General features: G+C 71.8%; 27 protein-coding genes. 15 read left to right on the plus strand and 12 right to left on the minus strand.

Going from position 1 to position 25,568, the window contains the following annotated elements; all coding sequences use genetic code 11:
- The first annotated feature begins 55 nt into the window (after positions 1-55).
- Entirely contained in the window at positions 56-253 is a 198-nt protein-coding gene (locus ACFYPR_RS10815) for a hypothetical protein (RefSeq protein ID WP_354858223.1), read from the plus strand.
- A 129-nt stretch (positions 254-382) separates the two neighbouring features.
- Here the strand turns inward: ACFYPR_RS10815 and ACFYPR_RS10820 are convergent, their stop codons facing one another.
- On the minus strand, positions 383-1,075 hold the full coding sequence (locus tag ACFYPR_RS10820) for a Crp/Fnr family transcriptional regulator (RefSeq protein ID WP_007463121.1): 693 nt from the start codon (positions 1,073-1,075) through the stop codon (positions 383-385).
- A 293-nt stretch (positions 1,076-1,368) separates the two neighbouring features.
- Between ACFYPR_RS10820 and ACFYPR_RS10825 the strand changes: the two genes are divergently transcribed.
- From ACFYPR_RS10825 to ACFYPR_RS10845, 5 genes are all read left to right on the plus strand, one after another.
- A complete protein-coding gene (locus ACFYPR_RS10825) occupies positions 1,369-1,866 on the plus strand; it encodes a polyadenylate-specific 3'-exoribonuclease AS (RefSeq protein WP_374109293.1) in 498 nt (165 codons plus the stop codon).
- Positions 1,867-1,944: 78 nt separating this feature from the next.
- Positions 1,945-2,448, plus strand: coding sequence for a pyridoxamine 5'-phosphate oxidase family protein (locus ACFYPR_RS10830; protein ID WP_387259574.1), 504 nt, complete (start codon positions 1,945-1,947; stop codon positions 2,446-2,448).
- Between the two features lie 157 nt (positions 2,449-2,605).
- Positions 2,606-3,634 carry a 6-phosphofructokinase gene (locus ACFYPR_RS10835; RefSeq protein ID WP_354858266.1) on the plus strand — a complete coding sequence of 343 codons (1,029 nt, stop codon included), beginning with the start codon at positions 2,606-2,608 and terminating at the stop codon, positions 3,632-3,634.
- Between the two features lie 117 nt (positions 3,635-3,751).
- The gene (gene proC / locus ACFYPR_RS10840) at positions 3,752-4,570 is read left to right on the plus strand and encodes a pyrroline-5-carboxylate reductase (protein ID WP_354858227.1); all 819 of its coding nucleotides are present in this window, start codon (positions 3,752-3,754) and stop codon (positions 4,568-4,570) included.
- Between the two features lie 88 nt (positions 4,571-4,658).
- On the plus strand, positions 4,659-5,009 hold the full coding sequence (locus ACFYPR_RS10845; RefSeq protein WP_234586913.1) for a DUF2203 domain-containing protein: 351 nt from the start codon (positions 4,659-4,661) through the stop codon (positions 5,007-5,009).
- Positions 5,010-5,142: 133 nt separating this feature from the next.
- On the opposite strand, the gene ACFYPR_RS10850 is transcribed toward ACFYPR_RS10845, so the two are convergent.
- The 4 genes from ACFYPR_RS10850 to ACFYPR_RS10865 form a co-directional block, all read right to left on the minus strand.
- Complete coding sequence (locus ACFYPR_RS10850; RefSeq protein ID WP_387259577.1) at positions 5,143-5,814, minus strand: class F sortase; 672 nt, start codon at positions 5,812-5,814, stop codon at positions 5,143-5,145.
- On the minus strand, positions 5,784-6,638 hold the full coding sequence (locus tag ACFYPR_RS10855) for a DUF4397 domain-containing protein (RefSeq protein WP_354858231.1): 855 nt from the start codon (positions 6,636-6,638) through the stop codon (positions 5,784-5,786). Before ACFYPR_RS10855 ends, ACFYPR_RS10850 begins: the two co-directional genes overlap by 31 nt.
- Positions 6,639-7,143: 505 nt before the next feature.
- Positions 7,144-7,809: a methyltransferase domain-containing protein gene (locus ACFYPR_RS10860; protein WP_355066893.1), complete on the minus strand. Its 666-nt coding sequence runs from the start codon at positions 7,807-7,809 to the stop codon at positions 7,144-7,146.
- 79 nt (positions 7,810-7,888) lie between these two features.
- On the minus strand, positions 7,889-8,113 hold the full coding sequence (locus ACFYPR_RS10865; protein ID WP_354858235.1) for a GntR family transcriptional regulator: 225 nt from the start codon (positions 8,111-8,113) through the stop codon (positions 7,889-7,891).
- Positions 8,114-8,363: 250 nt separating this feature from the next.
- Between ACFYPR_RS10865 and ACFYPR_RS10870 the strand changes: the two genes are divergently transcribed.
- Positions 8,364-8,564, plus strand: a complete 201-nt coding sequence (locus ACFYPR_RS10870) for a hypothetical protein (RefSeq protein WP_387259581.1) — start codon at positions 8,364-8,366, stop codon at positions 8,562-8,564.
- A gap of 102 nt (positions 8,565-8,666) precedes the next feature.
- Positions 8,667-10,268 carry a glycosyltransferase 87 family protein gene (locus ACFYPR_RS10875; protein ID WP_387259584.1) on the plus strand — a complete coding sequence of 534 codons (1,602 nt, stop codon included), beginning with the start codon at positions 8,667-8,669 and terminating at the stop codon, positions 10,266-10,268.
- 27 nt (positions 10,269-10,295) lie between these two features.
- Here the strand turns inward: ACFYPR_RS10875 and ACFYPR_RS10880 are convergent, their stop codons facing one another.
- Entirely contained in the window at positions 10,296-10,970 is a 675-nt protein-coding gene (locus ACFYPR_RS10880; protein WP_355066891.1) for an NAD(P)-binding domain-containing protein, read from the minus strand.
- Between the two features lie 342 nt (positions 10,971-11,312).
- Positions 11,313-11,807, minus strand: a complete 495-nt coding sequence (locus tag ACFYPR_RS10885; protein ID WP_355066890.1) for a glutathione peroxidase — start codon at positions 11,805-11,807, stop codon at positions 11,313-11,315.
- Between the two features lie 176 nt (positions 11,808-11,983).
- Here ACFYPR_RS10885 and ACFYPR_RS10890 point away from each other — a divergent pair, with 176 nt between their 5' ends.
- From ACFYPR_RS10890 to ACFYPR_RS10905, 4 genes are all read left to right on the plus strand, one after another.
- On the plus strand, positions 11,984-13,618 hold the full coding sequence (locus ACFYPR_RS10890) for a glycosyl hydrolase family 18 protein (RefSeq protein ID WP_387259589.1): 1,635 nt from the start codon (positions 11,984-11,986) through the stop codon (positions 13,616-13,618).
- Positions 13,619-13,852: 234 nt separating this feature from the next.
- Positions 13,853-14,365, plus strand: coding sequence for a nuclear transport factor 2 family protein (locus ACFYPR_RS10895; RefSeq protein WP_387259591.1), 513 nt, complete (start codon positions 13,853-13,855; stop codon positions 14,363-14,365).
- Positions 14,366-14,456: 91 nt separating this feature from the next.
- Entirely contained in the window at positions 14,457-15,863 is a 1,407-nt protein-coding gene (locus ACFYPR_RS10900) for a class II 3-deoxy-7-phosphoheptulonate synthase (RefSeq protein ID WP_354858250.1), read from the plus strand.
- A 35-nt stretch (positions 15,864-15,898) separates the two neighbouring features.
- Positions 15,899-16,930, plus strand: coding sequence for a threonine aldolase family protein (locus ACFYPR_RS10905; RefSeq protein ID WP_387259593.1), 1,032 nt, complete (start codon positions 15,899-15,901; stop codon positions 16,928-16,930).
- Positions 16,931-17,045: 115 nt separating this feature from the next.
- On the opposite strand, the gene ACFYPR_RS10910 is transcribed toward ACFYPR_RS10905, so the two are convergent.
- Positions 17,046-17,912, minus strand: a complete 867-nt coding sequence (locus ACFYPR_RS10910) for a deoxyribonuclease IV (protein WP_387259595.1) — start codon at positions 17,910-17,912, stop codon at positions 17,046-17,048.
- Positions 17,912-19,900 (minus strand): Stk1 family PASTA domain-containing Ser/Thr kinase, encoded by a 1,989-nt coding sequence (pknB, locus tag ACFYPR_RS10915; RefSeq protein WP_387259597.1) that lies wholly within the window; start codon positions 19,898-19,900, stop codon positions 17,912-17,914. The genes ACFYPR_RS10910 and pknB overlap by 1 nt, the downstream gene beginning before the upstream one ends.
- Before the next feature lie 201 nt (positions 19,901-20,101).
- Here pknB and ACFYPR_RS10920 point away from each other — a divergent pair, with 201 nt between their 5' ends.
- Positions 20,102-20,491, plus strand: a complete 390-nt coding sequence (locus ACFYPR_RS10920) for an Rv2175c family DNA-binding protein (RefSeq protein WP_354858258.1) — start codon at positions 20,102-20,104, stop codon at positions 20,489-20,491.
- A 125-nt stretch (positions 20,492-20,616) separates the two neighbouring features.
- Here ACFYPR_RS10920 and ACFYPR_RS10925 read toward each other — a convergent pair whose 3' ends face one another.
- The 3 genes from ACFYPR_RS10925 to ACFYPR_RS10935 form a co-directional block, all read right to left on the minus strand.
- Complete coding sequence (locus ACFYPR_RS10925) at positions 20,617-21,699, minus strand: polyprenyl synthetase family protein (RefSeq protein WP_354862758.1); 1,083 nt, start codon at positions 21,697-21,699, stop codon at positions 20,617-20,619.
- 9 nt (positions 21,700-21,708) lie between these two features.
- The gene (locus ACFYPR_RS10930) at positions 21,709-22,098 is read right to left on the minus strand and encodes a helix-turn-helix transcriptional regulator (RefSeq protein WP_354862760.1); all 390 of its coding nucleotides are present in this window, start codon (positions 22,096-22,098) and stop codon (positions 21,709-21,711) included.
- A gap of 229 nt (positions 22,099-22,327) precedes the next feature.
- On the minus strand, positions 22,328-23,104 hold the full coding sequence (locus ACFYPR_RS10935) for a GntR family transcriptional regulator (protein ID WP_387259600.1): 777 nt from the start codon (positions 23,102-23,104) through the stop codon (positions 22,328-22,330).
- Between the two features lie 804 nt (positions 23,105-23,908).
- On the opposite strand from ACFYPR_RS10935, the gene metF reads away from it, so the two are divergent.
- Positions 23,909-24,826, plus strand: coding sequence for a methylenetetrahydrofolate reductase [NAD(P)H] (gene metF, locus ACFYPR_RS10940; RefSeq protein ID WP_354862764.1), 918 nt, complete (start codon positions 23,909-23,911; stop codon positions 24,824-24,826).
- Positions 24,827-24,847: 21 nt separating this feature from the next.
- Positions 24,848-25,561: a CDP-alcohol phosphatidyltransferase family protein gene (locus ACFYPR_RS10945; RefSeq protein WP_355066882.1), complete on the plus strand. Its 714-nt coding sequence runs from the start codon at positions 24,848-24,850 to the stop codon at positions 25,559-25,561.
- Positions 25,562-25,568: the final 7 nt, after the last annotated feature.

Consider the following 25,568-nt stretch of genomic DNA (forward strand, 5'->3'; position numbering starts at 1 on the left):
CGGACTACATTCAGTCCGCCACATCTTCGATCAGCGACCAGAGGGGGACAGGTCAATGGTGTACGTCAAGCTGGAGAGCGACTGGACCGACGGCAACGGGGTCAACCACTCCGCGGGCGAGTCGGTGGACGTCGACGCCGCCACGCTCGCCACGCTCCAGGCCGAGGGCATCGTCAGCGAGCAGTCCCACGGCCCGGGCGGCGACGGCAAGGGCCCGGACAAGTGGGCCGGCCCGGGCAGCTCCGGAGTCTGAACCACGCGTCGGTGACGCGACGACACGGCCGGGCCGCCCACGGGTGACCCGGCCGTGTCGTGTTGTCGAAGTGCGCGGCCCGTCGACGCGGTTCAGCGGTCGTTCATGCCAGCGCGGCGGAGGTGCGGCTCAGCGGTCGTTCATGCCGGCGCGGCGGCGCAGCGCGGCCACGTCGGTGACCACGATCCGGCGCCCCTCGGTCCGCAGCCAGCCCCGGCTGGCGAAGGAGCCGATGGCCTGGTTGACGCTCTGACGGGAACCGCCGGCCATCTCGGCGAGCTGGCTCTGGTTGAGCTCGATCGTGATCATCGGGGCCTGGCTCTCGCCGGCCAGCCGGACCAGTGTCTTGGCGACCCGGCCGGGCAGGTCGAGGAAGACGTGGTCGGCGTTCTGCTCGGTGAGCCGACGGATCAGGCCGCCCAGCGAGCGCATCACCGCGTCCAGGATGCGCGGGTTGGAGTGCACCAGTTCCATGAACGCGCCCCGGGAGAGCGCGAGCGCCGCGCAGTCCTCGATGGCCTCGGCCGACGCGGACCGGGTGGAGGCGTCGAGCAGGGAGACCTCGCCGAGCACGTCCGGCGGACGGATCACCGACAGCACCGCCCGCTCGCCGGTCGGCGCGGTGCGGAAGACGGCGACCGCGCCGCGGCGCAGCACGATCAGCGACTCGCCCGGGTCGTTCTCCACGAAGAGCAACTGACCCTTGCGGTAGGTGCGCGGGACGGCGGCCGCGATGACGCGCTGGCGCACCTCGGGCTCCAACCCGGCGAACATCTCGACACCCGTGAGCGCGTCACCCGGCTCCGGCAGGCGCATCTCCACGGCCCAACCCCTCCCGGTCATGGACCACACAATCGCTCACCGGGTGAACCTGATGGCCCTGACAAGGTGAACTGACACCGATTCGGCGTCCGGTAGCGGTACACATCAGATCATGACGGTCCGGTCGCTTGCTGTACACCCCTCGAAGCACTTCCGTGACCGTCGCGAGCTGCGGCGTACTCCCTGCGCCGGCTCCCGGTCGCAGGTCGGCGCTGGTCCGCGACGGACCGGCCGTGGGTCGCACCCGGGCCCCGCCGGGCGCCGCTGGCCGGCCGTGGGCGAGGATGGCCGGAATGGTCTACCGCTATTTCTACGACTGCGAGTTCATCGAGGACGGCCGGATCGTCGACCTCGTGTCGATCGGCGTCGTCGACGAGTACGGCCGCGAGTTCTACGCGGTCTCCACCGAGTTCGACGACTCCCGCGCCGTGCCCTGGGTCCGGCGCAACGTGCTGGACCGGCTGCCGTCTCCGGCGGACCGGGCCTGGCGTTCCCGGGAGCGCATCCGTGACGACCTGTACGACTTCCTCATGGAGCCGGTTCGGGACCGGCCGGGGGAGCAGCTGGAGCTGTGGGCCTGGTACGCGGCGTACGACCATGTGGTCCTCGCCCAGCTCTGGGGGGCGATGCCGGCGCTGCCCCGGGAGATCCCCCGGTTCACCAAGGACCTGCGGCAGCTCTGGGACGACCGGGGCCGGCCGACCCTGCCGGACGCGGACGCGGCCCGGCACGACGCCCTGGTCGACGCCCGGCACAACCTGGCCCGCTGGCGGGCGATGACGGCACGCTGACCGGTCGTCGTACCTTTGCAGGTTTGACCGGTTCTGTCCCGGGCAACGGTTCGACCAGTCGAGCCGAGGGAGACTGCCATGAGCAACGATCCGACCAGCGTCGCCGACGCCCGGACGCGGGTCACCGAGCTGGTCCGCGCCGCACGGATCTGCATGCTCACCACGATCGCGCTGGACGGGCGGCAGGTGAGCCGGCCGATGGGGCTGCAGGAGGCCGAGTTCGACGGCGACCTGTGGTTCTTCGCCTACGCCGACTCCGCCAAGGTGCGCCAGATCCGGGTGAACCCGGAGGTCAACGTCGCCTTCTCGGACCAGAAGCACAACGCCTGGGTGTCGGTCTCGGGCACCGCCAATGAGGGCTTCGACGCCGAGCGCGCCCGGCGGCTGTGGAACCCGGTGCTCAGGACCTGGTTCCCGGACGGGCTGGACACGCCCGGCCTGACGCTGATCAAGGTGCACGCCAGCTCCGCCGAGTACTGGGACTCGCCGAGCAGCACCGTGGTCAATCTGCTCGGGTTCGCGAAGGCCGCCGTCACCGGCCACCCGCCGGCGACCGGCGAGAACCGCGAGGTGACCTACTGACCCGCCGCCCCCGGGGCGCGCTGTCGTCGCGCAGGTAGGCCGACTACAGTTCGCAGTGACGGCCCGCCCCGGGCCGGCAATGGCGCCGATGGTCTGACTTGACACATACCTGGGGCATATCGGGCTTTACCTGATGCTCCAGGAGGATGAGCGGATCATGCGTATCGGCGTGCTCACCGGCGGCGGCGACTGCCCAGGTCTCAACGCGGTCATCCGGGCGGTGGTCCGCAAGGGCGTCGCCACCTACGGTCACGAGTTCGTGGGCTTCCGGGACGGTTGGAAGGGCCCGCTGGAGGGTCTGTCCCGTCCCCTGGGCATCGCGGACGTCCGCGGCATCCTGCCCCGTGGCGGCACCATCCTCGGTTCGTCCCGGACCAACCCGTTCAAGATCGAGAACGGCGTCGAGCGGATCAAGGACAACCTCGCCAGCCAGGGCGTGGACGCGCTGATCGCGATCGGCGGCGAGGACACCCTCGGCGTGGCCACCAAGCTCTACGAGCTGGGCGTGCACGTCGTCGGCGTGCCGAAGACGATCGACAACGACCTCGGCGCCACCGACTACACCTTCGGCTTCGACACCGCGGTCAACATCGCGATGGAGGCCATCGACCGGCTGCACACCACCGCGGAGAGCCACCACCGCACCCTGGTCGTCGAGGTGATGGGCCGGCACGCCGGCTGGATCGCCCTGCACGCCGGCCTGGCCGGCGGCGCCAACGTGATCCTGCTGCCCGAGCGGCAGTTCGACGTCGACCAGGTCGCCGGCTACGTCGAGAAGCGCTTCCAGCACCAGTACGCCCCGATCGTCGTGGTCGCCGAGGGTGCCCAGCCGCTCGACGGTCAGATGGTGCTCGCCAACCAGGAGCTGGACTCGTTCGGCCACGTCCGCCTCGGCGGCATCGGCCAGTGGCTGGCCGAGCAGCTGGAGGCCAAGACCGGCAAGGAGGCCCGCACCGTGGTGCTGGGCCACATCCAGCGCGGTGGCACCCCGACCGCCTTCGACCGGGTGCTCGCCACCCGCCTGGGCCTGCAGGCCATCGACGCGGTCAACGACGGCGACTGGGGCAAGATGGTCGCGATGCAGAGCACCGACATCGTCCGGGTGCCCCTCGCGGAGGCCACCCGCGAGCTGAAGACCGTGCCGCTGGAGCGGTACGCCGAGGCCGAGGTCTTCTTCGGCAGCTGATCGACGGTAGGCGGCGCGGCGGGCCACGGGGCCGGCCGCGCCGCAACCCGACGTTCGGCGGCGTATCGGGCCCACAGCCCGCCACGCCGCGACCCGACGCGAGGGGGTACGGCCGAGATGTCAGCCGAGGTGCACACGGTCGCGGTGATCGGCGCGGGCAAGATCGGTGAGCTGATGCTCTCCGGGCTGCTGCGCTCCGGATGGCCGGTGGAGCGGCTGCTCGCCACCGCCCGCCGACCGGCCCGCGCCGAGGAGTTGACCGCCCGCTACGGCGTCCGGGTGGTCGACAACCTGGCCGCCGTCGACGAGGCGGCCGTGCTCGCGGTCTCGGTCAAGCCACAGGACGCCGCCGCGCTGCTGGACGAGATCGGCCCCAAGGTGCCCGCCGACAAGCTGGTCATCTCGCTCTGCGCCGGCCTGCCCACCAGCTTCTTCAACCGCCGACTGCCCGACGGCACCCCGGTGGTCCGCGTCATGACCAACACCCCGGCGCTGGTCGACCAGGCGATGACGGCCATCTCGGCGGGCGCGTACGCCACCGGGGAACACCTCGCCCTGGCCGAGGAGATGTTCAAGCCCCTCGGCCAGACGATCCGGGTGCCCGAGTCCCAGCAGGACGCGGTCACGGCGCTCTCCGGCTCCGGCCCGGCCTACTTCTACCTGCTGGTCGAAGCCATGATCGACGCCGGGATCCTGCTCGGACTGCCCCGGCAGGTGGCGCACGAGCTGATCGTGCAGACCGCGATCGGCTCCGCCGTGATGCTGCGCGACTCCGGTGAGCACCCGGTCAAGCTGCGCGAGGCGGTCACGTCGCCGGCCGGCACCACCATCTCCGCGATCCGCGAGCTGGAGAAGCACGGCGTACGCGCGGCGCTGCTCGCCGCGCTGGAGGCCGCCCGGGACCGCGCCCGCGAACTGGCCGCCCAGGCCGACTGACGATCGCCGAGCGGCCCGTACCGCCGACCGACATGTCGCGCGACTCGCGGGGGCATGCGCGACCCGGCACGTGCCGCATACTGGCGACGTGTTCACACTCGCCCAGGCCCGGCACCTGGTGGCCACCCTGCAGCCGCGTGTCGACGAGCTGATCCGGCTCCGCGCCGACCTCGCCGAGCTGCGCGTCGACCTGGCCGACCACGGCGTCAGCGCGCTCGGCGGGCTGGCCGAGGTGAAGGGGCTGGAGGCCCGGCTGCACGCCGTCGTCGAGGAGCTGCACCAGCACGAGATCCAGGTCAAGGGCATCGCGCCGGTGCTGCTCGACTTCCCCGGCGAGCGGGCCGGCCGTGCGGTGCTCTGGTGCTGGCTGGAGGGCGACTCCGACGTGCGCTGGTACCACCGCGCCGAGTGCGGCTTCGCCGGCCGCCGCCCGGTCTGACGCCGGCCCGCCCGGTCTGACGCCGGCCCGCCCGGTCTGACGCCGGCCCCGCCAGGCGATGATCGACTCGGGATCCGGGAATCCGGGGCATCGGGCCGAGCCGGACACCCCGACATCCCGCAAGCCGAGTTGATCAACCGTCGGCGATCGCGAACACCACCACGTTGTCCCGGTAGTGCCCGCGCCGCCGGTCGAAGTCGCCCCCGCAGGTGACGAGACGCAGCTCCGCCCCGGGCGTCGGGCCGTAGACCGCGGCCGTCGGGAACCGGTCCTTGCGGGTACGCAGCGACCCGGTCACCCGGAACGACAGCCACCGCCCGCCGCGCCACACCTGGACCCGGTCACCCGGGCGCAGCTCATCGAGCCGGGCGAAGACCGCCGGGCCGCTGCGCGAGTCCAGGTGCCCGGCGAGCACGGCCGGGCCGGTGTCGCCGGGTGCCGGGCCGGCGCCGTACCAGCCGGCCGTGTCGAACTCGGTCGGCGGAACGAGGACGCCGGCGCGGTCCAGGCCCAGCACCGTGAGCGCCGAGTCGACGCCGATGCGCGGCACGCGTACCCGTGTGGGTGGACCCTGTGGTCGCGGCGGCGCGGCCACGGACGGGCAGCCGTCGGCGCAGCCGGGGTGCCAGCTCGCGGCCGGCGGCGGCGGGCCGGTCGTTGCCAGCCCGACCCCGGTGCCGGCGGCCAGGCAGACCGCCGCGCCGGCCGCGACCAGCGCGGCCAGCGGCGCCCGGCGGTCGCGGTGGCGTCGGATCGCGGCGGCGGGCCCGATGCTCACCAGGTCGTGCGCCGCCGCCGGCGCCACAGGAGCAGGCTCGCCGCGCCGGCCGCCGCGGCCAACCCGCCGGCCACCAGGGGGTACGCGCCGAACCCTGCGTCGGAGGTGCCGCCCGCGCCGGTGTCCACACCGCCGGCCGGTACGACAGTGCCGCCCTCGGCGTCGCGGCGCAGCTCGGCCGTGAGCCCGCCCTGCTTGTCGTCGAGCACCAGCAGCGAGTAGACCGCTCCGCCGGTGAGCCGCACCTCCGCGTCGGTGCTCGGGCCGCCCGCGCCGGTGAGTCGCAGCTTCCAGGTGCCCGGCTCGACCTGCTGGTAGTCCGTGGTGGTGGCGAACTGCACGCCGTCGGCGATCGTCGGCCCGTCGGCGGCGGCCACGTCGAGGACGGGCGTCCGCACCGACGCCTGCACGACGCGCACCTTGGCCCGGCCCTGCCTGGGAGCGCTCAGATCGTCGGTGAGCACCCGCAGCCCCAGGTCGGCGTGTCGACCGACACCGGCCACCGTGTACGCGCCACCACTGGTCACCGCTACCTCGGTGGTGAGCACCGGCGGCTCGCTGGCGGGCGTGCCGGCCTCGCGCATCGCCACCGCGTACCGGCCCGGGGGCAACTGGAGGTAGTCGGAGACCACGCCGTAGCCGACGCCCGGGAACACTCGCGGCTTCGCGGCGTCGGGGGCGGCCAGGTAGACGTCGACGGCCGGGGTGTCGGGTGAGAGGTGGGCGAGCCGGACGTATCCGACGGTGTCCGCGCTGGCCGGGCCCGCAGCGGCGGCGGCGAGGGCGGTGCCGAGCAGGAGCGCGCCAGCGCCGGCCAGCAGTCGGCGGGACGTGGTACGGAGCGTGTGCATGTCGCCTCCGGAAGGCACATTCGGTGAGCGGGCGGCAACCCACGGACAGAGTCCCGTGTATGGGACTCCGGCGCAAGTTTTGCGTGCAATGTTTCTTCTGCCGCGTTGCCCGTGCCGCGTTGCCCGTGCCGCGCTGTCCGTGCCGCGCTGTCCGCGAGATCGCTGCCCGCGAGATCGTGCTCGATCCAGGATGTAGTGGTCTCGCGTCGGGAGGATGCCACTACATCCAGGTCAACACCGTTGCGTTTGGCGGAACGGCTGTTCGTCGACCGGCACTGCCTCGCCGATCATGGAGTTGTGGTGGGCCACAAAACGCCCGTACCCTGCCAAAGTAGGCACCACAATTCCATGATCGCCGGGGCTTGATCTACCAAGAGTCTTGTTATCCAGCACGGGTTGACCCCGCCGGCCACAGCCCTAACGCAACAGTGTTGACATCCAGGTTCGAGGGCGATCTTGCCGCTTCGCGAGGGAGATCCCGACTCTGGACGCGGGGTTGGTGCCGCTACCGCACCGCGAGGAAGCCGAACAGGTCCGGCACGCCTAGAGAGGTGGACTCGACGAACCGGACCGGTCGGAGGCCGGCGGCCACTGTCGCGTTGAGCAGGTCGGCGAGCGGCACGTGCCAGGCACCGACCCGGACCCGGACGCCGTCGGTGTTCCAGCTGTCGAAGCTGCGTGACCGGTCCGCGTAGCGCTCGTCGACGACGACGCTCGGGCGCCGGCCCCAGTCGGCGAACGCGCCCACGAAGCACGGGTGCACGCCCACGTGCACGAACCGCCCGCCCGGGCGCAGCACCCGGCCGACCTCACGCAGCACGCCCGGGTAGTCGGGCACGTCGGTGCTGGACAGGACGCACATCGCGGCGGGGAGTGAGGCGTCGGCGATCGGCAGGGCGGTCGCGTCCCCGCGGGCCACCGGCAGCCGCCCGCGCGCGTGCCGCAACTGCCCGCCGGACAGGTCCACACCCACCGGTGTCCAGCCCAGGTCGCCGGGCACTAACGCGTGCGCGCCGGTGCCGCAGCAGATGTCGAGGCAGGGCCCCGCACCCGTGCCGAGCAGGTCGGCCACGGTCGCGTGCACCCTCCGGAGATAGTCGCCCCCGCCCGAGATGAAGCCCTCGTACCAGTCCGCGTGAGCGTCGTACGCCGGTGTGCTCGTCGCTTCCATCCACCGATGCTAGGGACGCACGCCTGGCGCGTGGTCCCCGTTCTTCCGAGGGCAGACGCGGTCGGACCCTCGCAGCCGACTACTCCGCTTCGGCGACGAAGACGCCCTGCCCCTGTTGGCCGTAGACCAGGTTTCGTTGGTGCAGTTCGCGTACGGCCCGGTAGGCGGTCGACCGTGCCACGTTGTAGATCTCGCCAATTTCCGAGACCGAGGGCAGTTGATGGCCGGGCGGGTACTCCCCGGAGTTGATTCTGCGCGCGATGTCGTCGGCGACGCGAAGGTAGTGCGGTGGCCTGGTAGGCATGATCGGCTCTCCTGGACTTCAGCGAAGATCATGCTTCCAGCCGGGACCTGGGCAGGACAAGTGACGACGCGACTCGACTGAGCACAGTGAGAACATGACTACAGTGAGACAGTGGATACAGTGAGACAGCGGTCGGACGCTTCTGGACTTCAGCATCCCGAGGTTTTCGATCCATCCACCCTGGAGGGCGCGACGCATGGCCTCCGCCCTCCAGGGCTGGCATCTCGTGACCTCGGGAAAGGTGCGGACGATGGCGATCGACGAGCCGGTGTCCAGGGCGACCGAACTCTTCATGGCGGAGCGGGTCCTCGACGCGCACTGGTCCCGAGCGCGTGATCGGCCCTGGCAGACAGGCGGCTGCCTGGAGTGTCAAGGTCATCACGATTGTCCGCAGTTGGACTGGGCTCTCGGAATCGTGGCGGACGTCGTGTCGGTGCTCTTTCAGAAATAGGGTCTTTGCGCGACAGCCGAGGCCGTGCTCGTCGGCGTTGGACTGCGCGGCCAACGGTCGACGGGACCTTCGCTCGGCCTTGCGTTCGCCTATTCTCGGGCGATGCGGGATCGCCGGGTGGCGCTGGCGTGGGCGGCGTTCGGCGTCGTCGCGCTGGTGTCCTGTGTGCTCGTGCTCAGGCGCGGCGACCGGCTCGGCGACCTGCACATCTACTACGGCGCACTGTCCGATCTGCACGCCGGCCGGCCGCTGTACGAGTACCGCGCCCGAAACGGCGGGCCGTTCACCTATCCGCCGTTCGCAGCCCTGGTGCTGGGCCCGATCACCGCCGTCAGCGAGGGCGTACTCCAGGGCGTCTGGCTGGTGGCGACGTGCGCGGCGGTCGTCGCCATCGCCGGCCTGGTCGGCGTCGCGCTGAGCACCGATCGGTCGCACCGCCCGCTGCTCGTCGCGGTGGCCGCCACGGTGCTGATGCTCTCGGCGCCGGTGCAGAGCAACCTGCGTTTCGGGCAGGTCAGCATCTTCATCGTGTTGCTGGCACTGCTGGACGGGATGGGCGTCGTCCCACCCCGGCTGCGCGGGGTGCTCGTCGGGGTGGCCGCGGCGATCAAGCTGACCCCGCTGCTGTTCGTCGCGTACTTCCTCGCGACCGGGCGCTATCGCGACGCCGGCCGCGCGGTGGCGACGTTCGGAGCCTGTGCCGGGCTGGCGGCGGTCGTGCTGCCCGGCGAGAGCTGGACTTACTGGACCCAGGCGGTCCGGCAGACCTCGCGGATCGGCAACCTGGCCTCGCTGGGCAACCAGTCGGTGCACGGGATGCTGTTGCGCCTCGGGGTCGACGAGGGGGCGCTGCCCGTGCTCTGGGCCGGGCTGGTGGCGGTGATCTGCGGGGCGGCGCTGCTGCGCGCCCGGCAGTTGGCCGGGCAGGGCCGCCCCGGGCACGCGGCGGTCCTCGTCGGCTGCGCCACGGTGGCCGCGTCCCCGGTGTCCTGGACCCACCATCAGGTGTGGCCGGTGCTCGCCGCGATGCTGCTGGTCGGCGCGTCCGGCATCACCCAGCGGGTGGCCGGTGCCGCGTTGCTCGCCGCCATGGTCGTCTCGCTGGGCGCGGTCCTCGGCCCGGTGTCGACGCGGCCGGGCGTGCAGTTCCTGTTCGAGAACGCCCGTGCCGTCGGCGTGTGCCTGCTGTGCCTGGCCGGCTTCGGCGGTGTCGCGGTCGCGACCGCCCGGAGCAACCGGCGATCCGCCGCCGGCCGGGCCTGGCTGCGGGTGGGCGTCTCGGCCGCGGTGGCACTCGCCTTCTTCGCCGTGCAACCGCTGCCCGCAGGAGCGGACCCGACGTTCAAGGCGTACGCCCTCGGCGACGTCGTCAATCCGCGGTATTTCTTCGTCTGTCGAAGCCCGGCCGAGTGCGCCGCCTATGCCACCGACGCGCCGGTCACCTTCGGCACCCGGGCGGAGAAGACGAAGGTCCGGGTCAACGGTGTGGTCTCCGCGCAGGTGGCCCGGCTGGCGTACTTCTCCGCCCCGGGGGGAGCGCCCCGGGACATTCCCCTGCTGGCGGCCTACCCCGGTACGCGGACGTTCTCGTTCCGGTCGGCGAGCATGGCGCAGGGCCGACTCGTCGCGTACGCCGTGGACGGCCAGCCCATCGCCAGCTACGACGACGAACTCGCCGCCGCCCTGGAAACGGCCACCCGGTAGGCGGTCGTCCCAGGACGGCGGCGGTGCTCAGCGGGTGGCGGCGGCCAGCGCGGCGCGCAGCTTCTCGGCGTCAGCCGGTGCGGGGCGCTGCCAGTCGGTCGGCGTGGCGGAGTAGGGCAAGCCGTACGCCGGGGTGTCCGGCTGGTAACGCCACCCCTCGGCGAGCGGGCCGACATCGACCGCGTCATAACCGATCCGGTCCAGGAAGGCGGTCACCTCGGCCTTCGCGGCGGCGTCGTCACCGGCGATCGCGAGCGCGCTGCGGTCGGCCGCCCCGGACGGCCGGGGGAGCTCGGCGAGGGCCTTGAAGTAGATGTTGTTGAAGACCTTGACGACCCGCGAGTCCGGTAGGTGCCGCTGGAGGAGTTCGCTGCTGGTGATCTCACCAGCGTCCAGCTCCGGGAAGGCGCCGTCACGCTCCGGGTAGTAGTTGTTGGTGTCGATGACGACCTTGCCGGCCAGCGGCTGCGCGGGCACCGCCCGGTACGCCTTGAGTGGCACGCTGACCACCACCAGGTCGCCGACCTGCGCCGCGTCCTGCGCCGTGGCGGCGCTGGCCCGCTCGCCCAGCTCGTCGACCAGGTCGGTGAGCGTCTCCGGCCCGCGCGAGTTGCTCAGTACCACGTCGTAGCCGGCGGCCACCGCCAGCCGGGCCACCGTGCCGCCGATGTGGCCGCTGCCGATCAGTCCCACAGTTGTCATGCTTCTTCCCAACTTCGTCCACCCACGACGCATTCCCGACCGGCACGGTGGGTTATTCCGGTTGACCGACGCCGAGCGGCTGCGCGGCCGGCCGGCGTGTGCCGGCGCGGACGCCTGGCTGCGCCGCGAGCCGGTTCTGCACAACGTACTGCGCACGCCCGTCGCTGACCGGCCCCGCGGAAATGTGCCACCCGACGGTGGTCGGTCCGGGCGACGCCGCCGCCGACCCCCCGCACCTGGTGATCAAGAGGTTTGCGTCAGGTGGAGGCTCACCCCTGACGCAAACCTCTTGATCACCGCGGGCGGGTCAGGGGCGGGCGGGTCAGGCGGGGGCGGGGTGGGTCAGGCGGGGGTGGGGAGGGTTTTTTCGATCGCCGCGCGGAGGTCGTCGGAGTCGGGTTCGACCGTGGGGGCGAAGCGGGCGGCGACCGTGCCGTCCGGGGTCACCAGGAACTTCTCGAAGTTCCAGCGGACGTCCCCGGTGTGTCCGTCGGCGTCCGGAGTGTCCACCAGCGCGGCGTAGAGCGGGTGCCGGTCGGGCCCGTTCACGTCGACCTTCTCGGTCAGCGGAAAAGTCACCCCGTAGTTGACCTGGCAGAAGTCGCTGATCTCGGCGGCGGTGCCCGGCTCCTGCCCGGCGAACTGGTTGCACGGCACGCCCAGCACCACCAGGCCACGCTCGGCGTAGGTGTCGGCGAGGGTCTGGAGGCCGGCGTACTGCGGGGTGAGGCCGCACCGGGAGGCGACGTTGACCACCAGCAGCGCCCGGCCCCGGTACTGGGCGAGGTCGGCGGGCCCGCCGCTGAGGGCGTCGATCGGGATGTCGAAGACGGTCATGGGCCCGAGGCTACGCGCCGGCCCGCGACCCCCGACCGCTGACCGGCGGCTCGGTGCGGGCGCAGTCCACGCACCAGAAGAAATCGAAACATGGACATCTTGACGAACTGATGACGGCGTGAGTACCGTCTCACCATCTCTTTTGGAAAGTTTCCTAACAGTTCGGGAGACGCCTTATGAAAAGATCGCTCCGCCGGGCCCTCTGGGCCGGTGCCGTGGTCGCCGTGACCGTCGCGGCGGTGCCGATGACGACCGCGTTCGGTGCCGGCTCGGTCACCACCACGTTCGCCAAGGCGCAGGACTGGGGGACCGGTCACGAGACGAAGGTGACCGTGACCAACGGCTCCAGCGCCACGGTCGCCACCTGGCGCATCGAGTTCGACCTGCCGTCAGGCACCACCATCAGCAGCGCGTGGGACGCCGACGTCACGAGCAGCGGCAACCACTACGTCGCCGTCAAGAAGAGCTGGGCCGGCAGCCTCGCGCCCGGCGCCTCGTTCAGCTGGGGCTACAACGGCACCGGCGCCTACAAGGCGCCGCTGAACTGCACCGTCAACGGCGCACCGTGCGGCGGTGGCACCCCGACCACCCCGCCGACCACCACCGCGCCGCCCACCACGGCCCCACCCACCACGGCGCCGCCCACCACCGCTCCGCCCACCACGGCGCCCCCGACCACCACCCCGCCGAACACGGGCGGCAAGAAGGTCGTCGGCTACTTCGCCGAGTGGGGCGTCTACGGCCGCAACTACCACGTCAAGAACATCCAGACCAGCGGCTCGGCCGCCAAGCTGACCCACATCCTGTACGCCTTCGGCAACACCACGGGCGGTCGCTGCACCATCGGTGACAGCTACGCCGACTACGACAAGGCGTACACGGCGGCGGAGAGCGTGGACGGCGTCGCCGACACCTGGGACCAGCCGCTGCGCGGCAGCTTCAACCAGCTGCGCAAGCTCAAGCAGCTGAACCCGCACCTCAAGGTGATCTGGTCGTTCGGCGGCTGGACCTGGTCCGGCGGCTTCACCCAGGCCGCCCAGAACCCGGCCGCGTTCGCCGAGAGCTGCTACAACCTGGTCGAGGACCCGCGCTGGGCGGACGTCTTCGACGGCATCGACGTCGACTGGGAGTACCCCAACGCCTGCGGCCTGAGCTGCGACACCAGCGGCCCCAACGCGTTCAAGAACGTGATCGGCGCCCTGCGGTCGAAGTTCGGGTCCAGCGCCCTGGTCACCGCCGCGATCACCGCGGACGGCAGCAACGGCGGCAAGATCGACGCCACCGACTACGCCGGCGCCATCGGCAACCTCAACTGGCTCATGCCGATGACGTACGACTACTTCGGCGCCTTCAACGCCCAGGGCCCGACGGCGCCGCACTCGCCGCTCACCTCGTACACCGGCATTCCGCAGCAGGGCTTCAACTCCGACGCGGCGATCCAGAAGCTCAAGAGCAAGGGCATCCCGGCCAACAAGCTGCTGCTCGGCATCGGCTTCTACGGTCGGGGCTGGACGGGCGTCACGCAGGCCGCACCGGGCGGCAGCGCCACCGGCGCGGCGCCGGGCACCTACGAGGCGGGCATCGAGGACTACAAGGTCCTCAAGAACACCTGCCCGGCCACCGGCACGATCGCCGGCACCGCGTACGCCAAGTGCGGCAGCAACTGGTGGAGCTACGACACCCCGTCGACCATCAACGGCAAGATGACGTACGCGAACAACCAGGGCCTCGGTGGCGCGTTCTTCTGGGAGCTCTCCGGCGACACCAGCAACGGCGAGCTCATCGGCGCCATCAAGGGCGGCCTCGGCTGAGCCGACGGTCGACGCACCACCCACACGGCGGGGAGGGGCCCGCACCGCCTCTCCCCGCCCGTGCCGTACCGGCCCGGTCGACGCCCAGCGTCGGCCGGGCCGCCGGCCTTAGGCGGGTCGGCCGGGCCGTCGGCCTTAGGCGGGTCGGCCGGGCCGCCGGCCTTGGGCAGGTCGGGCCCGATGTGGCAGACTCGCGGCTCGGCACGTCTCGATTCCCCGTCGACGGAGGTGGTCATGCGCCCGATCCACCGCAGGCTGGCGGCGGCCGCCACCGGCCTGGTGCTGCTCCCGGCCGCCCTGGTCGGCTGCGGGATCGGCGGCGGTGACGAGGACGAGTCGACCGCCAAGCCCGAGCGTGCCCCCGCCGAGGAGGCCGGCACCCGGTCCCGCGAGCGCGTGCAGGCGTACCTCGACGCGATGACCGCCAAGGACGTCGCCGCCGGCCGCAGCCAGCTCTGCGGGCTGCTGCACGAAGGGTTCGACCTGGCCGCCACCGGCCCCAACGGCGACTTCGCCGACCACTTCGAGGTGCCCGAGGCGGCCATCACCGACGTCCGGTCCGGCCCGCGCGGCCAGGAGGTCAGCGTCTCGGTCTCGGTCACCGCCGGAAAGAGCAAGGTCACCCGCCCGCTGGTGTTCACCGTCACCCGCGACGGCGGCGACTGGTGCATCGCCGGGGAGGCGCCGGGCGGTAACCCCGCCGCCAGCCCGTCGCCAAACGGGGTCGGCGCCTCACCGGTGTCCTGACCGACCGACATCGGTGGGATTGATCTCCCATCTGCCGGAACCGTCCCCCTCGCCGCTCGGGTACGCCCACGGTCGCCGTACGCTTTCTCTCATGCGCCATGAGTGGCATCAGCTGAGCCATCCCGCGGTAGGCAGCCCGGGCCTGCAGACCAGCCGTCCGACAGTCGACTCCGCCGAGGACGCCGCCCTCGGTCTGGACCGCTGGCGGGAGCTGCCCCGCGAGCAGACCCCACCGTGGTCCGATCCGGCCGCCGTCGCCGAGGTCTGCAAGGTGCTCGACACCGTGCCGTCGGTCGTCGCGCCCTACGAGGTGGACCAGCTCCGGCAGAAGCTGGCCCTGGTCTGCGAGGGCAAGGCGTTCCTGCTCCAGGGCGGTGACTGCGCCGAGACCTTCGTCGACAACACCGAGAGCCACCTGCTGGCCAACGCCCGCACCCTGCTCCAGATGGCGATCGTGCTCACCTACGGCGCGTCGCTGCCGGTGGTCAAGGTCGCCCGGGTCGCCGGCCAGTACACCAAGCCGCGCTCGCTGCCCACCGACGCGCGTGGCCTGCCCGCCTACCGCGGCGACATGATCAACTCGCTGGAGGCCGACCCGGCCGCCCGCGTCGCCGACCCGCAGCGCATGATCCGGGCGTACGCCAACTCGGCCGCCGCGATGAACATGCTGCGGGCGTACCTCGCCGGTGGGCTCGCCGACCTGCACGCGGTGCACGACTGGAACAAGGGCTTCGTGAAAACCTCCCCGGCGGGGGAGCGCTACGAGGCGATCGCCCGGGAGATCGACCGGGCGCTGGCCTTCATCCGGGCCTGCGGGATGACCGACGACGAGGCGCTGCGGACCGTCACCCTCTACTGCTCCCACGAGGCCCTCGCCCTGGAGTACGACCGGGCGCTCACCCGGGTCTCTGACCGCCGGGCGTACGGGCTGTCCGGGCACTTCCTCTGGGTCGGCGAGCGCACCCGGCAGATCACCGGCGCGCACATCGACTTCATCTCCCGGATCGCCAACCCGATCGGCGTCAAGCTCGGCCCGACCACGTCCCCGGACGAGGCGATCGAGCTGTGCGAGAAGCTCAACCCGGACAACATCCCCGGCCGGCTCACCCTGATCAGCCGGATGGGCAACCACCGGGTCCGCGACGCCCTGCCGCCGATCGTGGCCAAGGTCACGGCCTCCGGCGCCAAGGTGGTCTGGCAGTGCGACCCGATGCACGGCAACACCCACGAGTCGTCCAACGGCTACAAGACCCGGCACTTCGACCGGATCGTCGACGAGGTGCTCGGCTACTTCGAGGTGCACCGTGGCCTGGACACCCACCCCGGCGGCCTGCACGTCGAGTTGACCGGTGAGGACGTCACCGAGTGTCTCGGCGGCGCCCAGGGAATCGAGGACCTCGACCTGCCCGACCGGTACGAGACCGCCTGCGATCCTCGGCTGAACACCCAGCAGTCGCTGGAGCTGGCCTTCCTCGTGGCGGAGATGCTGCGTGGCTGACGCGGGCCCCGCAGTCGACGGACGAAGGGATGATCATGGCTGACGCGTTCGTGGACCTGCGTTCCGACACGGTGACCCGGCCGACCGCCGGGATGCGGGAGGCGATGGCCGCCGCCGAGGTCGGTGACGACGTCTACGGCGAGGATCCCACCGTGAACGCGCTGGAGGCGGAGGTCGCCGCGCTGTTCGGGCACGAGGCGGCGCTCTTCGCCCCGAGTGGGTCGATGGCCAACCAGATCGCCCTGCAACTGCTGGTGTCGCCCGGCGACGAGCTGCTCTGCGACGCCGACGCGCACGTCGTCACGTACGAGATCGGCGCCGCGGCCGCGTACGGCGGGATCTCCTCGCGGACCTGGCCCGCTGTCGGCGCGGACATCGACCCGGAGCTGGTCGCCCGGATGATCCGTCTGGACGGCTACTTCGCCGTGCCCACCCGCGCGATCGCCGTCGAGCAGACCCACAACCGGGGCGGTGGCGGGGTTATCCCGCTGGCCACCCTGCGGGAGCTGCGCGGTGTCGCCGACGACGCGGGGGTGGCGCTGCACTGCGACGGCGCCCGAATCTGGCACGCGCACGTCGCCGACGGGGTGCCCCTGACCGAGTACGGCCGGCTCTTCGACACGCTGTCCGTCTGCCTCTCCAAGGGGCTCGGCGCGCCGGTCGGCTCGCTGGTGGTGGGCAGCGCGGAGAAGATCGAACGGGCCCGGCTGATCCGCAAGCGGATGGGCGGCGGCATGCGCCAGGCCGGCATCCTCGCCGCCGCCGGCCGGTACGCCCTCGCGCACCACGTCGACCGGCTGGCCGAGGACCACGCGAGGGCGGCCCGGCTCGCCGAGGCGGTCGCGCCGTTCGGGGTGCTCGCCACAGCGGTCCGCACCAACCTCGTCCCGCTGGACCTGACCAAGCACGCGCTGGACGCCCGCGCTCTGGCCGCCGCTGCACGCGCGGAGGGCGTACTGGTCTCGGTGCTCGGCCCCCGTACCGCCCGCCTGGTCACCCACCTGGGCGTCGACGACACCGCGATCGACCGAGCGGCCACCGCCCTGACCAAGATCCTGGCCGCCTGACCCACCCTTGTTGATCAAGAGCTTTGCGTCATCCGGAGACCGGATTCTGACGCAAAGCTCTTGATCACCCCTGGGGGCGGGCCCGGAGGGCCCGGGGCCGGGTGGGGGTGGGGGGTTAGGGGTTCAGGCGGTTGAGGGTTGCTATGTCGGCGGTGTGGCCGAGCTGCTTCTCGCTGGGGGTTTCCACCACCACGGGGACACCGGCGGTGGCCGGATGGGCCATCAGCTCCGCGAAGGCCGGCTCGCCGATGGTGCCCTTGCCGATGTTCTCGTGCCGGTCCCGGGTCGAGCCGCACAGATCCTTCGAGTCGTTGGCGTGCACCAGCCGCAACCGGTCGGGCCCCACGGTGGCCACCAGCGTGTCCAGGGTCGCGGTCACCCCGCCCTCGGCGGCCAGGTCGTGACCGGCGGCCCAGGCGTGGCAGGTGTCGAAGCAGACCCCGAGCATGGGATGCCGGTCCACCGTGTCGAGGTAGGGCCCGAGCTGCTCCACGCGGGAGGCGAGCGAGCGGCCGCCACCGGCGCTCGGCTCGACCAGCAGCATCGGCCCACCGGCCTCGGCGGCCCAGTCGAGCAGGGGCAGCAGCTCCCGACGGACCTGCCGCATCGCCGCCTCGGCGTACCCCTCGTCGACCGCGCTGCCGGCGTGGAACACCACCGCCCGCGCGCCGATCGCCACACCCCGGCGCAGCGCGTGCGCCAGCGTCTGCGCCGACTTCTCGACCGTGGCCGGCGTGGGTGAGCCCAGGTTGACCAGCAGCGAGGCGTGGATGAACGCGGGGATGCCCCGCTCGGCGCAGCCCTCGCGGAACAGCGCGTCCTGCGCCGGGTCACCCGGGGGAAGCGCCCAGCCTCGCGAGTTGGAGACGTACACCTGCACGGCCTCGGCGCCGGTCGCGTCGACGTACGGCAGGGCGGCCTTGGCCAACCCCCCGGAGGTCGGAGTGTGCGCGCCCACCGGCCGCGAACGAAGCGTCGGCATCAGAAACACGTGATGGTGACCGGGGTGCCCGGGGGCACCTGTGAATTCTCGCCCGGGGCCTGGATCCGGACCGTGGCGTTCGGGTTGAACGCGACGGTCACCGGGTAGCCCTGGCTCTCCAGCAACTGCTTGGCCTGCGGGCAGGGCAGGTCGATCACCCGGGGCACGACGACCAGCGGCGGACCCTTGCTGATCTCCAGCTTGACCTGGGTGCCCTTCTCCACGCCCGCGCCGTCGGCCGGACTCTGGCTGAGAATCTCGTCCTTGGGTTTGTCGGAGTCCTTGAAGGTCTCCACCGGCACCAGGCCAAGCCCGCTCAGGGTGGCCCGCGCATCGGTGAGGCTCTTGCCGACCAGGTTCGGCACCGACACCGGCGCCCGGCCTCGGCTCAGGATGAGGGTGATCTTCGTGCCCGGCTTGACCTCGGCCCCCACCTTCGGGGAGCTGTCCAGGACGACGCCGGCCGGCAGGGTGTCGTCGTAACGGGGGGTGCCCTTGGCCACCACCAGTTTGACGTTGACCAGATCGGCCTCGGCCAGCTCGTACTCCTTGCCGATCACGTCCGGTACCGGGAAGCGCTCCGGACCCAGCGAGAGGGTCAGGGTGATCGTGCCACCCTTGACGATCTTGCTGGCCGAGGCCGGGTCCTGCCCGAGCACGCTGTCCTTCGGAGCCTTCTCGTCGTAGCGCGGCTCCCCGTACGCCAGGGTCAGGCCGGCGCGTTCGGCCTGGGCCTGCGCGTCGGCCTTGCTCAGGCTGACCAGCTGCGGGGCGGACGTGTAGCGGCCGACACCGAACCACCAGCCGCCCAGCGCGGCCACCAGGCCCAGCGTCACCACCACGGCGGCGACGGCCAGCCGGCCCTGCGGATTGCCCAGCACCGTGGTGCGCAGCGCCGCGAGCCGGGCTCCCAGACCCTCCGACGGCTCCGGTGCGGCCCGCCGCCGGCCCGGCCCCTGACTGGCGCCCTCCGGCAGCCGGGCCCAGGTTGGCCGTTCGGCCGGGCGGACCGTGGCGACCATCATGGTCGGCTGGGAGACCGGCGGCTCGTCCGTCACCCGACGCAGCACGGCGGTGCTGGTGCTGTTGACGTCACCCAGGCGGTCCCGGGCGACCTGAACCTCGGCCAGCAGCGCGCCGGCGTCGGCGGGCCGGGCGGCGGGATCACGCCGGGTGGCCCGCTGGACCAGAGCGTCGAGGGCCGACGGCAGGCCGGGCACCAGCGTCGAGGGCGCGGGCACATCCCGGTCGACGTGCTGCCAGGCCACGTCCACCGGACGGTCCCCGTCGTACGGCACCCGGCCGGTGAGCATCTCGAACAGCACGATGCCGGCGGAGTAGACGTCGGTGCGCGGGTCGGCCCGACCCTCGGTGACCAACTCCGGGGCGACGTACGCCACGGTGGCCATCAGTTGGTTGCCCTGCTCCTCGTCGGCGCTGGCCTCGACCGCGCGGGCCAACCCGAAGTCGGCCACCTTGACGACGCTGTCCACCAGGTTGGCGACGCCGCCGGTGGGCGCCTCGGCGACCAGCACGTTCTCCGGTTTGACGTCGCGGTGCACGAGGCCGGCCCGGTGCGCGGCGGCGATCGCGGCGAGCATCTGCTCGGCGATGGCCAGCACCTCGTCCGGGTTGAGCCGGCGTCGCTCAGCCAGCACGTCGCGCAGCGTACGGCCGCGGACGTACTCCATCACCAGATACGGCAGACCGGCGTGGGTGCCCTGGTCGTAGACCGCGACGACGTTCGGGTGGGTCAGCCGGGCGATGGTCTTCGCCTCGTCGGTGAACCGGGCCACGAAGTTGGCGATCCGGGCCCGTGCCTCGGGCGCCTGGGTCGGGTGAATGATCTTGACTGCGACGGTGCGCTCGAGGCGTTCGTCGGTGGCGGTGTACACGGTCGCCATGCCGCCACGGGCCACGCGACCGCGAATGCGGTAGCGCCCGTCGATCAGCGAGCCCAGCAACGTGTCGGCGACCTGTGTGTCCATCGGCAGGGAGTCTATGTGTCCAGGGGGTGGGAGTTGAACAGGATGCTACAGCCCGGAGTCGTCCCTGGTCCGTCCCGTCGTGATCGCCACCTCGGTGGTGGCCCTGATCCGCTGCTCACCGACGGTGCCCGTCGGCGGGCGCGGACTGGCCGTGCGGGGTGCCGGTGGCCCTCGCCGGCCGCGGCGTGGCAGGGTGATCGGGTGACCGAATCCGTACCCGACCAGGCCGTACCCGGCCCCGAGCTCGCCGGCCCCACCGACCCGGCGGGCTGGCTCGCCCTGCCCGACGTCGCCGAGCGGCTCGACGTGTCGATCAGCAAGGTGCACCAGATGATCCGCGACCGGGAGCTGTTGGCGGTCCGCCGCGACGGCATCCGCCGGATACCCGCGGAGCTGGTGGCCAACGAGACAGTTCTCAAGCACCTGCCCGGCGTGCTCAACCTGCTCGCCGACAACGGCTACGACGACGAGGCGGCGCTGCGCTGGCTCTACGAGCCGGACGACACGCTTCCCGGCAACACCCCGGCCGCGGCCCTCTCCGGCGACCAGGCCCGCGAGGTCAAGCGCCGAGCCCAGGCCCTGGGCTTCTAGACCCCTCCCGGGCCTCCAGATCCACCGTCGATCATGAAGTTGTTGCCACGACACGCCGCGCGCGTGGGCAACAACTTCATGATCGACGGCGGATCTGGGAGGGGGTGGGGGGAGGGGGGACGGGGTTAGTCGGCTCGGCGGGTTGCCGCTATGGCCAGGTCCACCAGGGCCTGGCGGGCCTCGGTGTCCAGGTCGACGGCCGTCAGCGCGGCGAGCGCGGAGTCGGTGAGTGTGACGATCCGCTGCTCGGTGCGGGCCAGCGCCCCGCTCGCGTCGATCAGCTCGCGAAGCCGGGCCACGCCCCGCTCGTCCAGGCCCGGGTCGCCGAGCTGGCTGAGCAGCAGCTCCCGGCCCGCGTCGTCGGTGGCCTCCACGGCCGCCGCCACCAGATAGGTGCGCTTGCCCTCGCGCAGGTCGTCACCGGCCGGCTTGCCGGTCTGCGCCGGGTCACCGAAGACCCCCAGCACATCGTCGCGGAGCTGGAACGCCTCGCCCAACGGCAACCCGTACGCCGAGTAGGTCGTCCGGATGTCCTCGCCCGCGTCGGCCAGCGCGGCGCCGAGCAGCAGCGGACGCTCGACGGTGTACTTCGCCGACTTGTACCGGGCGACCTTGCTGGCCCGTTCCACCGACGTGTCCCCGGTGACCTGGGTCAGCACGTCGAGGTACTGCCCGACGGTGACCTCGGTGCGCATCTCGTCGAAGACCGGCCGGGCCCGGGCCACCGCCCGCAGGTCCAGGCCGGCGGAGTGCAGCAGCTCGTCGGACCACACCAGGCAGAGGTCACCGAGCAGGATCGCGGCGGAGTCGCCGAACCCGTCCGGGTCGCCGCCCCAGCCGGCCGCCCGGTGCCGGGTCGCGAACCGCCGGTGCACCGCCGGCTCGCCGCGCCGGGTGTCGGAACGGTCCATCAGGTCGTCGTGGATCAGGGCGCTGGCCTGCACGAACTCCAGCGCCGCGAGGGCCGTGAGGACCTGGTCGCCGTCCACCCCGCCGGCGCCCCGGAACCCCCAGTACGCGAAGGCCGGGCGCAGGCGCTTGCCGCCACCGAGCACGAAGGCTTCGATCGCCTCCGCCACCGGGACGAGGGCCTCGTCCACCCGGGTCAACCGGGCCCGCTGGCCGGCCAGAAACTCGGTGAGCGCCCGGTCGACCCGCTCCCGCAGGCCGGCACGGTCGACGGGGGACACGGGAGCAGCGTGGGTCACGCCACGACGCTAGCGGGTCGTCCCGGCTCGCGCTCCACCGCCACGCGTACTGCCGCCGGTACGGCCCGGACCGGTCCGCCCGGCCGGCCGCGCACCGTCCGCGCCGGGTCGGCCCGACCCGCCGGCCGTGGGCGGGCAGGTTCGCCGGGTGCGCACGGCCGCCTCGGTGAGCACCGCCGCCGGTATGTCCAGCACGACGGCGAGCCAGCCGAGCCAGAACCCGCCGGGTACGCGTCGCTGCCGTTCCCACCGGGACACCTCGTGGCGGCTCAACGTCGGCACGCCCGCGGCGGCGCACAACTCGGCGGCGGTGCGCCGCTGGCTCCAACCCCGGGCCAGCCGATGCCGGACCAGGAGCGGCCCGAGTTGGGTGCGGTGCGGCGGTGGGGACGAGGTCACGGGTCCTCCCGGCGGACGTCGACGCGGTGACACCCCGCCCGCGCCACGGGCCGGGCACACCTCGGCTGGGTGACCCCCACGCGGGAACCGGGCCACCCCCGCCGCCCCTCCCGCGCTCCCCCTTCCTACCCCGGGGGTACGACGGCTTCCTTCGCCGAACGTGCCGCGCGTCGCCGGGCCGCACCGCCCCCGCGTCGGGCACTACCGGCTGCGGGCCCGGTCTGTCGGCTTAGGTGAGGTCGATCCAGTAGTCCAACTCCACCAGATCGGCACGCCTGACGATTCGCGCCACCTCGACCACGCGCTCACCGACATACGTCTGTCGAGTGATCACCACGACGTGAACTCCGCCAGGGATTTGCAGAGCCTCCACCTCATCCGGCGTCGGCATCCTCCATCCCGGCCGCTCACGGATGCCAGTGACTGTGTGCCCGAGGCTATAGAGCTGTGACGTGTTGCCGCCTGGCCAGGGCTCGTTCTCCGGGTCGGCTACCGGGGTGCCGGCGACCATGTCGAGCAGCAGCGACGAGACGGACAGCTGTTGCGGCACGCCGTGAGTACGGAACAGGAAATGGCGCTCCAATAGCATCGTCCCCTGCTCCACCCCGAACAGCTCGGCCATGGACTCGGTAGCCGGCACCTCGAAGAAGCTCTTATCGAGGCTGTAGGCAGACCAGTCGACCTGCTGGTCAGCAGTGAAGGACGTCCCGAGCTCGCCGCTGCGAACCTGCTCCAGCTCTTTGCGGTACCTCTCGGAAGCGAGTCGACGCACGGGCATGATCGGACGGGCGTAGGTGCCTCGTCCAACCTCTGTCAACACCAAGCCCTCTGCCCGCAGCAGCGCCAAGGCTTCACGAACGGTTCCGCGCGCGACTGCGAACTCGGCCATCAAGGTCGATTCACTGGGCAGCAAGGAGCCGGGGGCGATCACGCCGGCCTCGATCCGGTGGCGTAGCTCGTCGGCGACCTGCCGGTAGCGGCGCGGCTGTGGGTGCGGGGTAGGCACGCCCGTCACCGTACTCCCGATCTTCCCGACCGCCTGTTCGCCATGACACGACATTACCTGTCTGAACAGGTTGCCTAGACAGGATTAGGGTTGCAGCGTGGTCGGCACGCTGAGTGATCTAGGGGTAGGCACTGCGTGTCGGCCACCCAAGGAGTCTCGGGAGGCAGCTCATGCGTCGATGGAAGTGGTTCCAACGTCCTAACGAATCGATCGACGTCGTCGAGCGCTCGGCCTATCAGCCCGTGGCCTGTGACCCTCCTACGCCGCCACGGAAGCAGGGAGATACCACCAGCGCACGGCCAGCCGCGAAGCGGCACAGCCAGCGAGACGACCGCCCTAATGCTTGAGGAGAGCAGGCCGGAGCCACCGTTTCTCGTGATCATGGCCGGTTTCATAGTGGATCTGCACATCCGCAAGACGTGCCCACGCTGCCGGCAGGATGGCTGTCCAAAGCTCAGAGCCGCTGGACTCATTCTGAAGCTCTGGCGAGCAAGGAAGCAGCCGTGAAGGCCGGTGACGTTCTGCGGCTTGATCGGAAGGTCAGCGTTCAGTTCATGAGCCCGATAACCGTTCGGGTCATCAGAAGGCTTGACTGGGTTACCTACGACGGTTGGTGCTGGATCGACTGCTACCAGCTCGACAGCAGAGGTGATGCCATCGCCAGACGTTCGTTGTTCATCCGACCTGAGTTTGTGGAGTCCGCCGCGGACGGCCTGGCCGCGCCGCAGGGCCGGGATCGACCGACTCGCGTACGGCGGTGGGAAGCTCCTGGGTCCCGATGGCGTCGCCCGCTAGAGTCGGGTCGTGGCGCTCGGTCTTCCCTCGGTACTCCCCAATCCGCAGCCGGCGATCGGGGAGCTCATCCGTGACCGCCAGCCGACCTTCTCGTTCGAGTTCTTCCCGCCCAAGACCGAGGCGGGGGAGCGGCTGCTCTGGCAGGCGATCCGCGAGCTGGAGTCGTTGCGTCCGTCGTTCGTTTCGATCACCTACGGCGCGGGCGGTTCGACCAGGGACACCACCGTGGCGGTGACCGAGCGGATCGCCACCGACACCACCCTGCTGCCGATGGCCCACCTGACCGCGGTCAACCACTCCGTGGCCGAGCTGCGGCACGTGATCGGCCGGCTCGCCGGGGTCGGGGTGCGCAACGTGCTGGCCGTGCGCGGTGACCCGCCGGGCAACCCGGGCGGCGAGTGGGTCCGCCACCCCGAGGGCGTCGACTACGCCGAGGACCTGGTCCGGCTGGTGCGCGACTCCGGTGACTTCAGCGTCGGTGTGGCGGCCTTCCCGTACAAGCACCCCCGCTCGCCCGACGTGGCCAGCGACACCGCGCAGTTCGTCCGCAAGTGCCGGGCCGGCGCCGAGTTCGCGATCACGCAGATGTTCTTCGAGGCCGACGACTACCTGCGCCTGCGCGACCGGGTGGCCGCCGCCGGCTGCGACACCCCGATCCTGGCCGGGGTGATGCCGGTGACCCAGATCGGCACCATCGAGCGGTCCGTGCAGCTGTCCGGGGCGCCCTTCCCGCCGGCGCTGGCGGCGCGCTTCGAGCGGGTGGCCGACGACCCGGAGGCGGTGCGCCGGCTCGGCATCGAGCAGGCCAGCGACATGTGCCGTCGACTGCTGGACGAGGGCGTTCCGGGTGTCCACTTCATCACCCTCAACCGGTCCACCGCCACCCGAGAGGTCTGGCAGAACCTCAAGGCCGGCGCGCGGGTGTGAACACGGAGTCTGCGACACCTGATGCCCGGCACGACGGTTGATCCTCAGGTGGGCACACAGCTGAACTGGGACCAGTACGCCACGGCGTGGGCGCGGTTGCACGGCGGGTTCGACCCGCGGGTCGCCGCGCCGGTGGTGCGTGCCTGGCTGCGGTTCGCCTACCACGTCGGGTATGTGCTGGGTCGGCTGCGGGTCGGCCCCACCCCGGTCACCGTGGCGGGGGTGCTGCTCTGCTTCTGCGTACCGTTGCTGGCGACCCGGCCGGGCGACGGCCCGTTCCTCGGCGCGCTGTTCGTGCTGCTCGCCGCGGTGGCCGACAGCGTGGACGGTGCGGTGGCCGTCGCCACCGGCCGCACCACCCGGCTCGGCTACGTCTACGACTCGCTGGCCGACCGGCTCGGCGAGGTGGCGTGGCTGCTGGCGTTCTGGCTGGTCGGCGCGCCGGGCGCGCTTGTCGTCGCAGCCGGGGCGCTGTCCTGGCTGCACGAGTACGTCCGGGCCCGCGCGGTCTCCGCCGGGATGCGCGACATCGGCGCGGTGACCGTCGGCGAACGACCCACCCGGGTCTCGGTCGCGCTGGCGGGCCTGGTGGTCGCAGGGCTGGCCGGCCTGATCGAGCCGGAGCTGGCCGCCGGCACCATCACCATGGCGACCGCGGTGTGGGTGCTGCTGGCCGGCTTCGGGCTGGGGCAGCTGCTGTCCACCGTCCGCCGCGCGCTGCTCGACGCCGGCTGAGCGCCCC

It is taken from the genome of Micromonospora sp. NPDC005254, from assembly GCF_042872525.1.
GTDB lineage: Bacteria > Actinomycetota > Actinomycetes > Mycobacteriales > Micromonosporaceae > Micromonospora.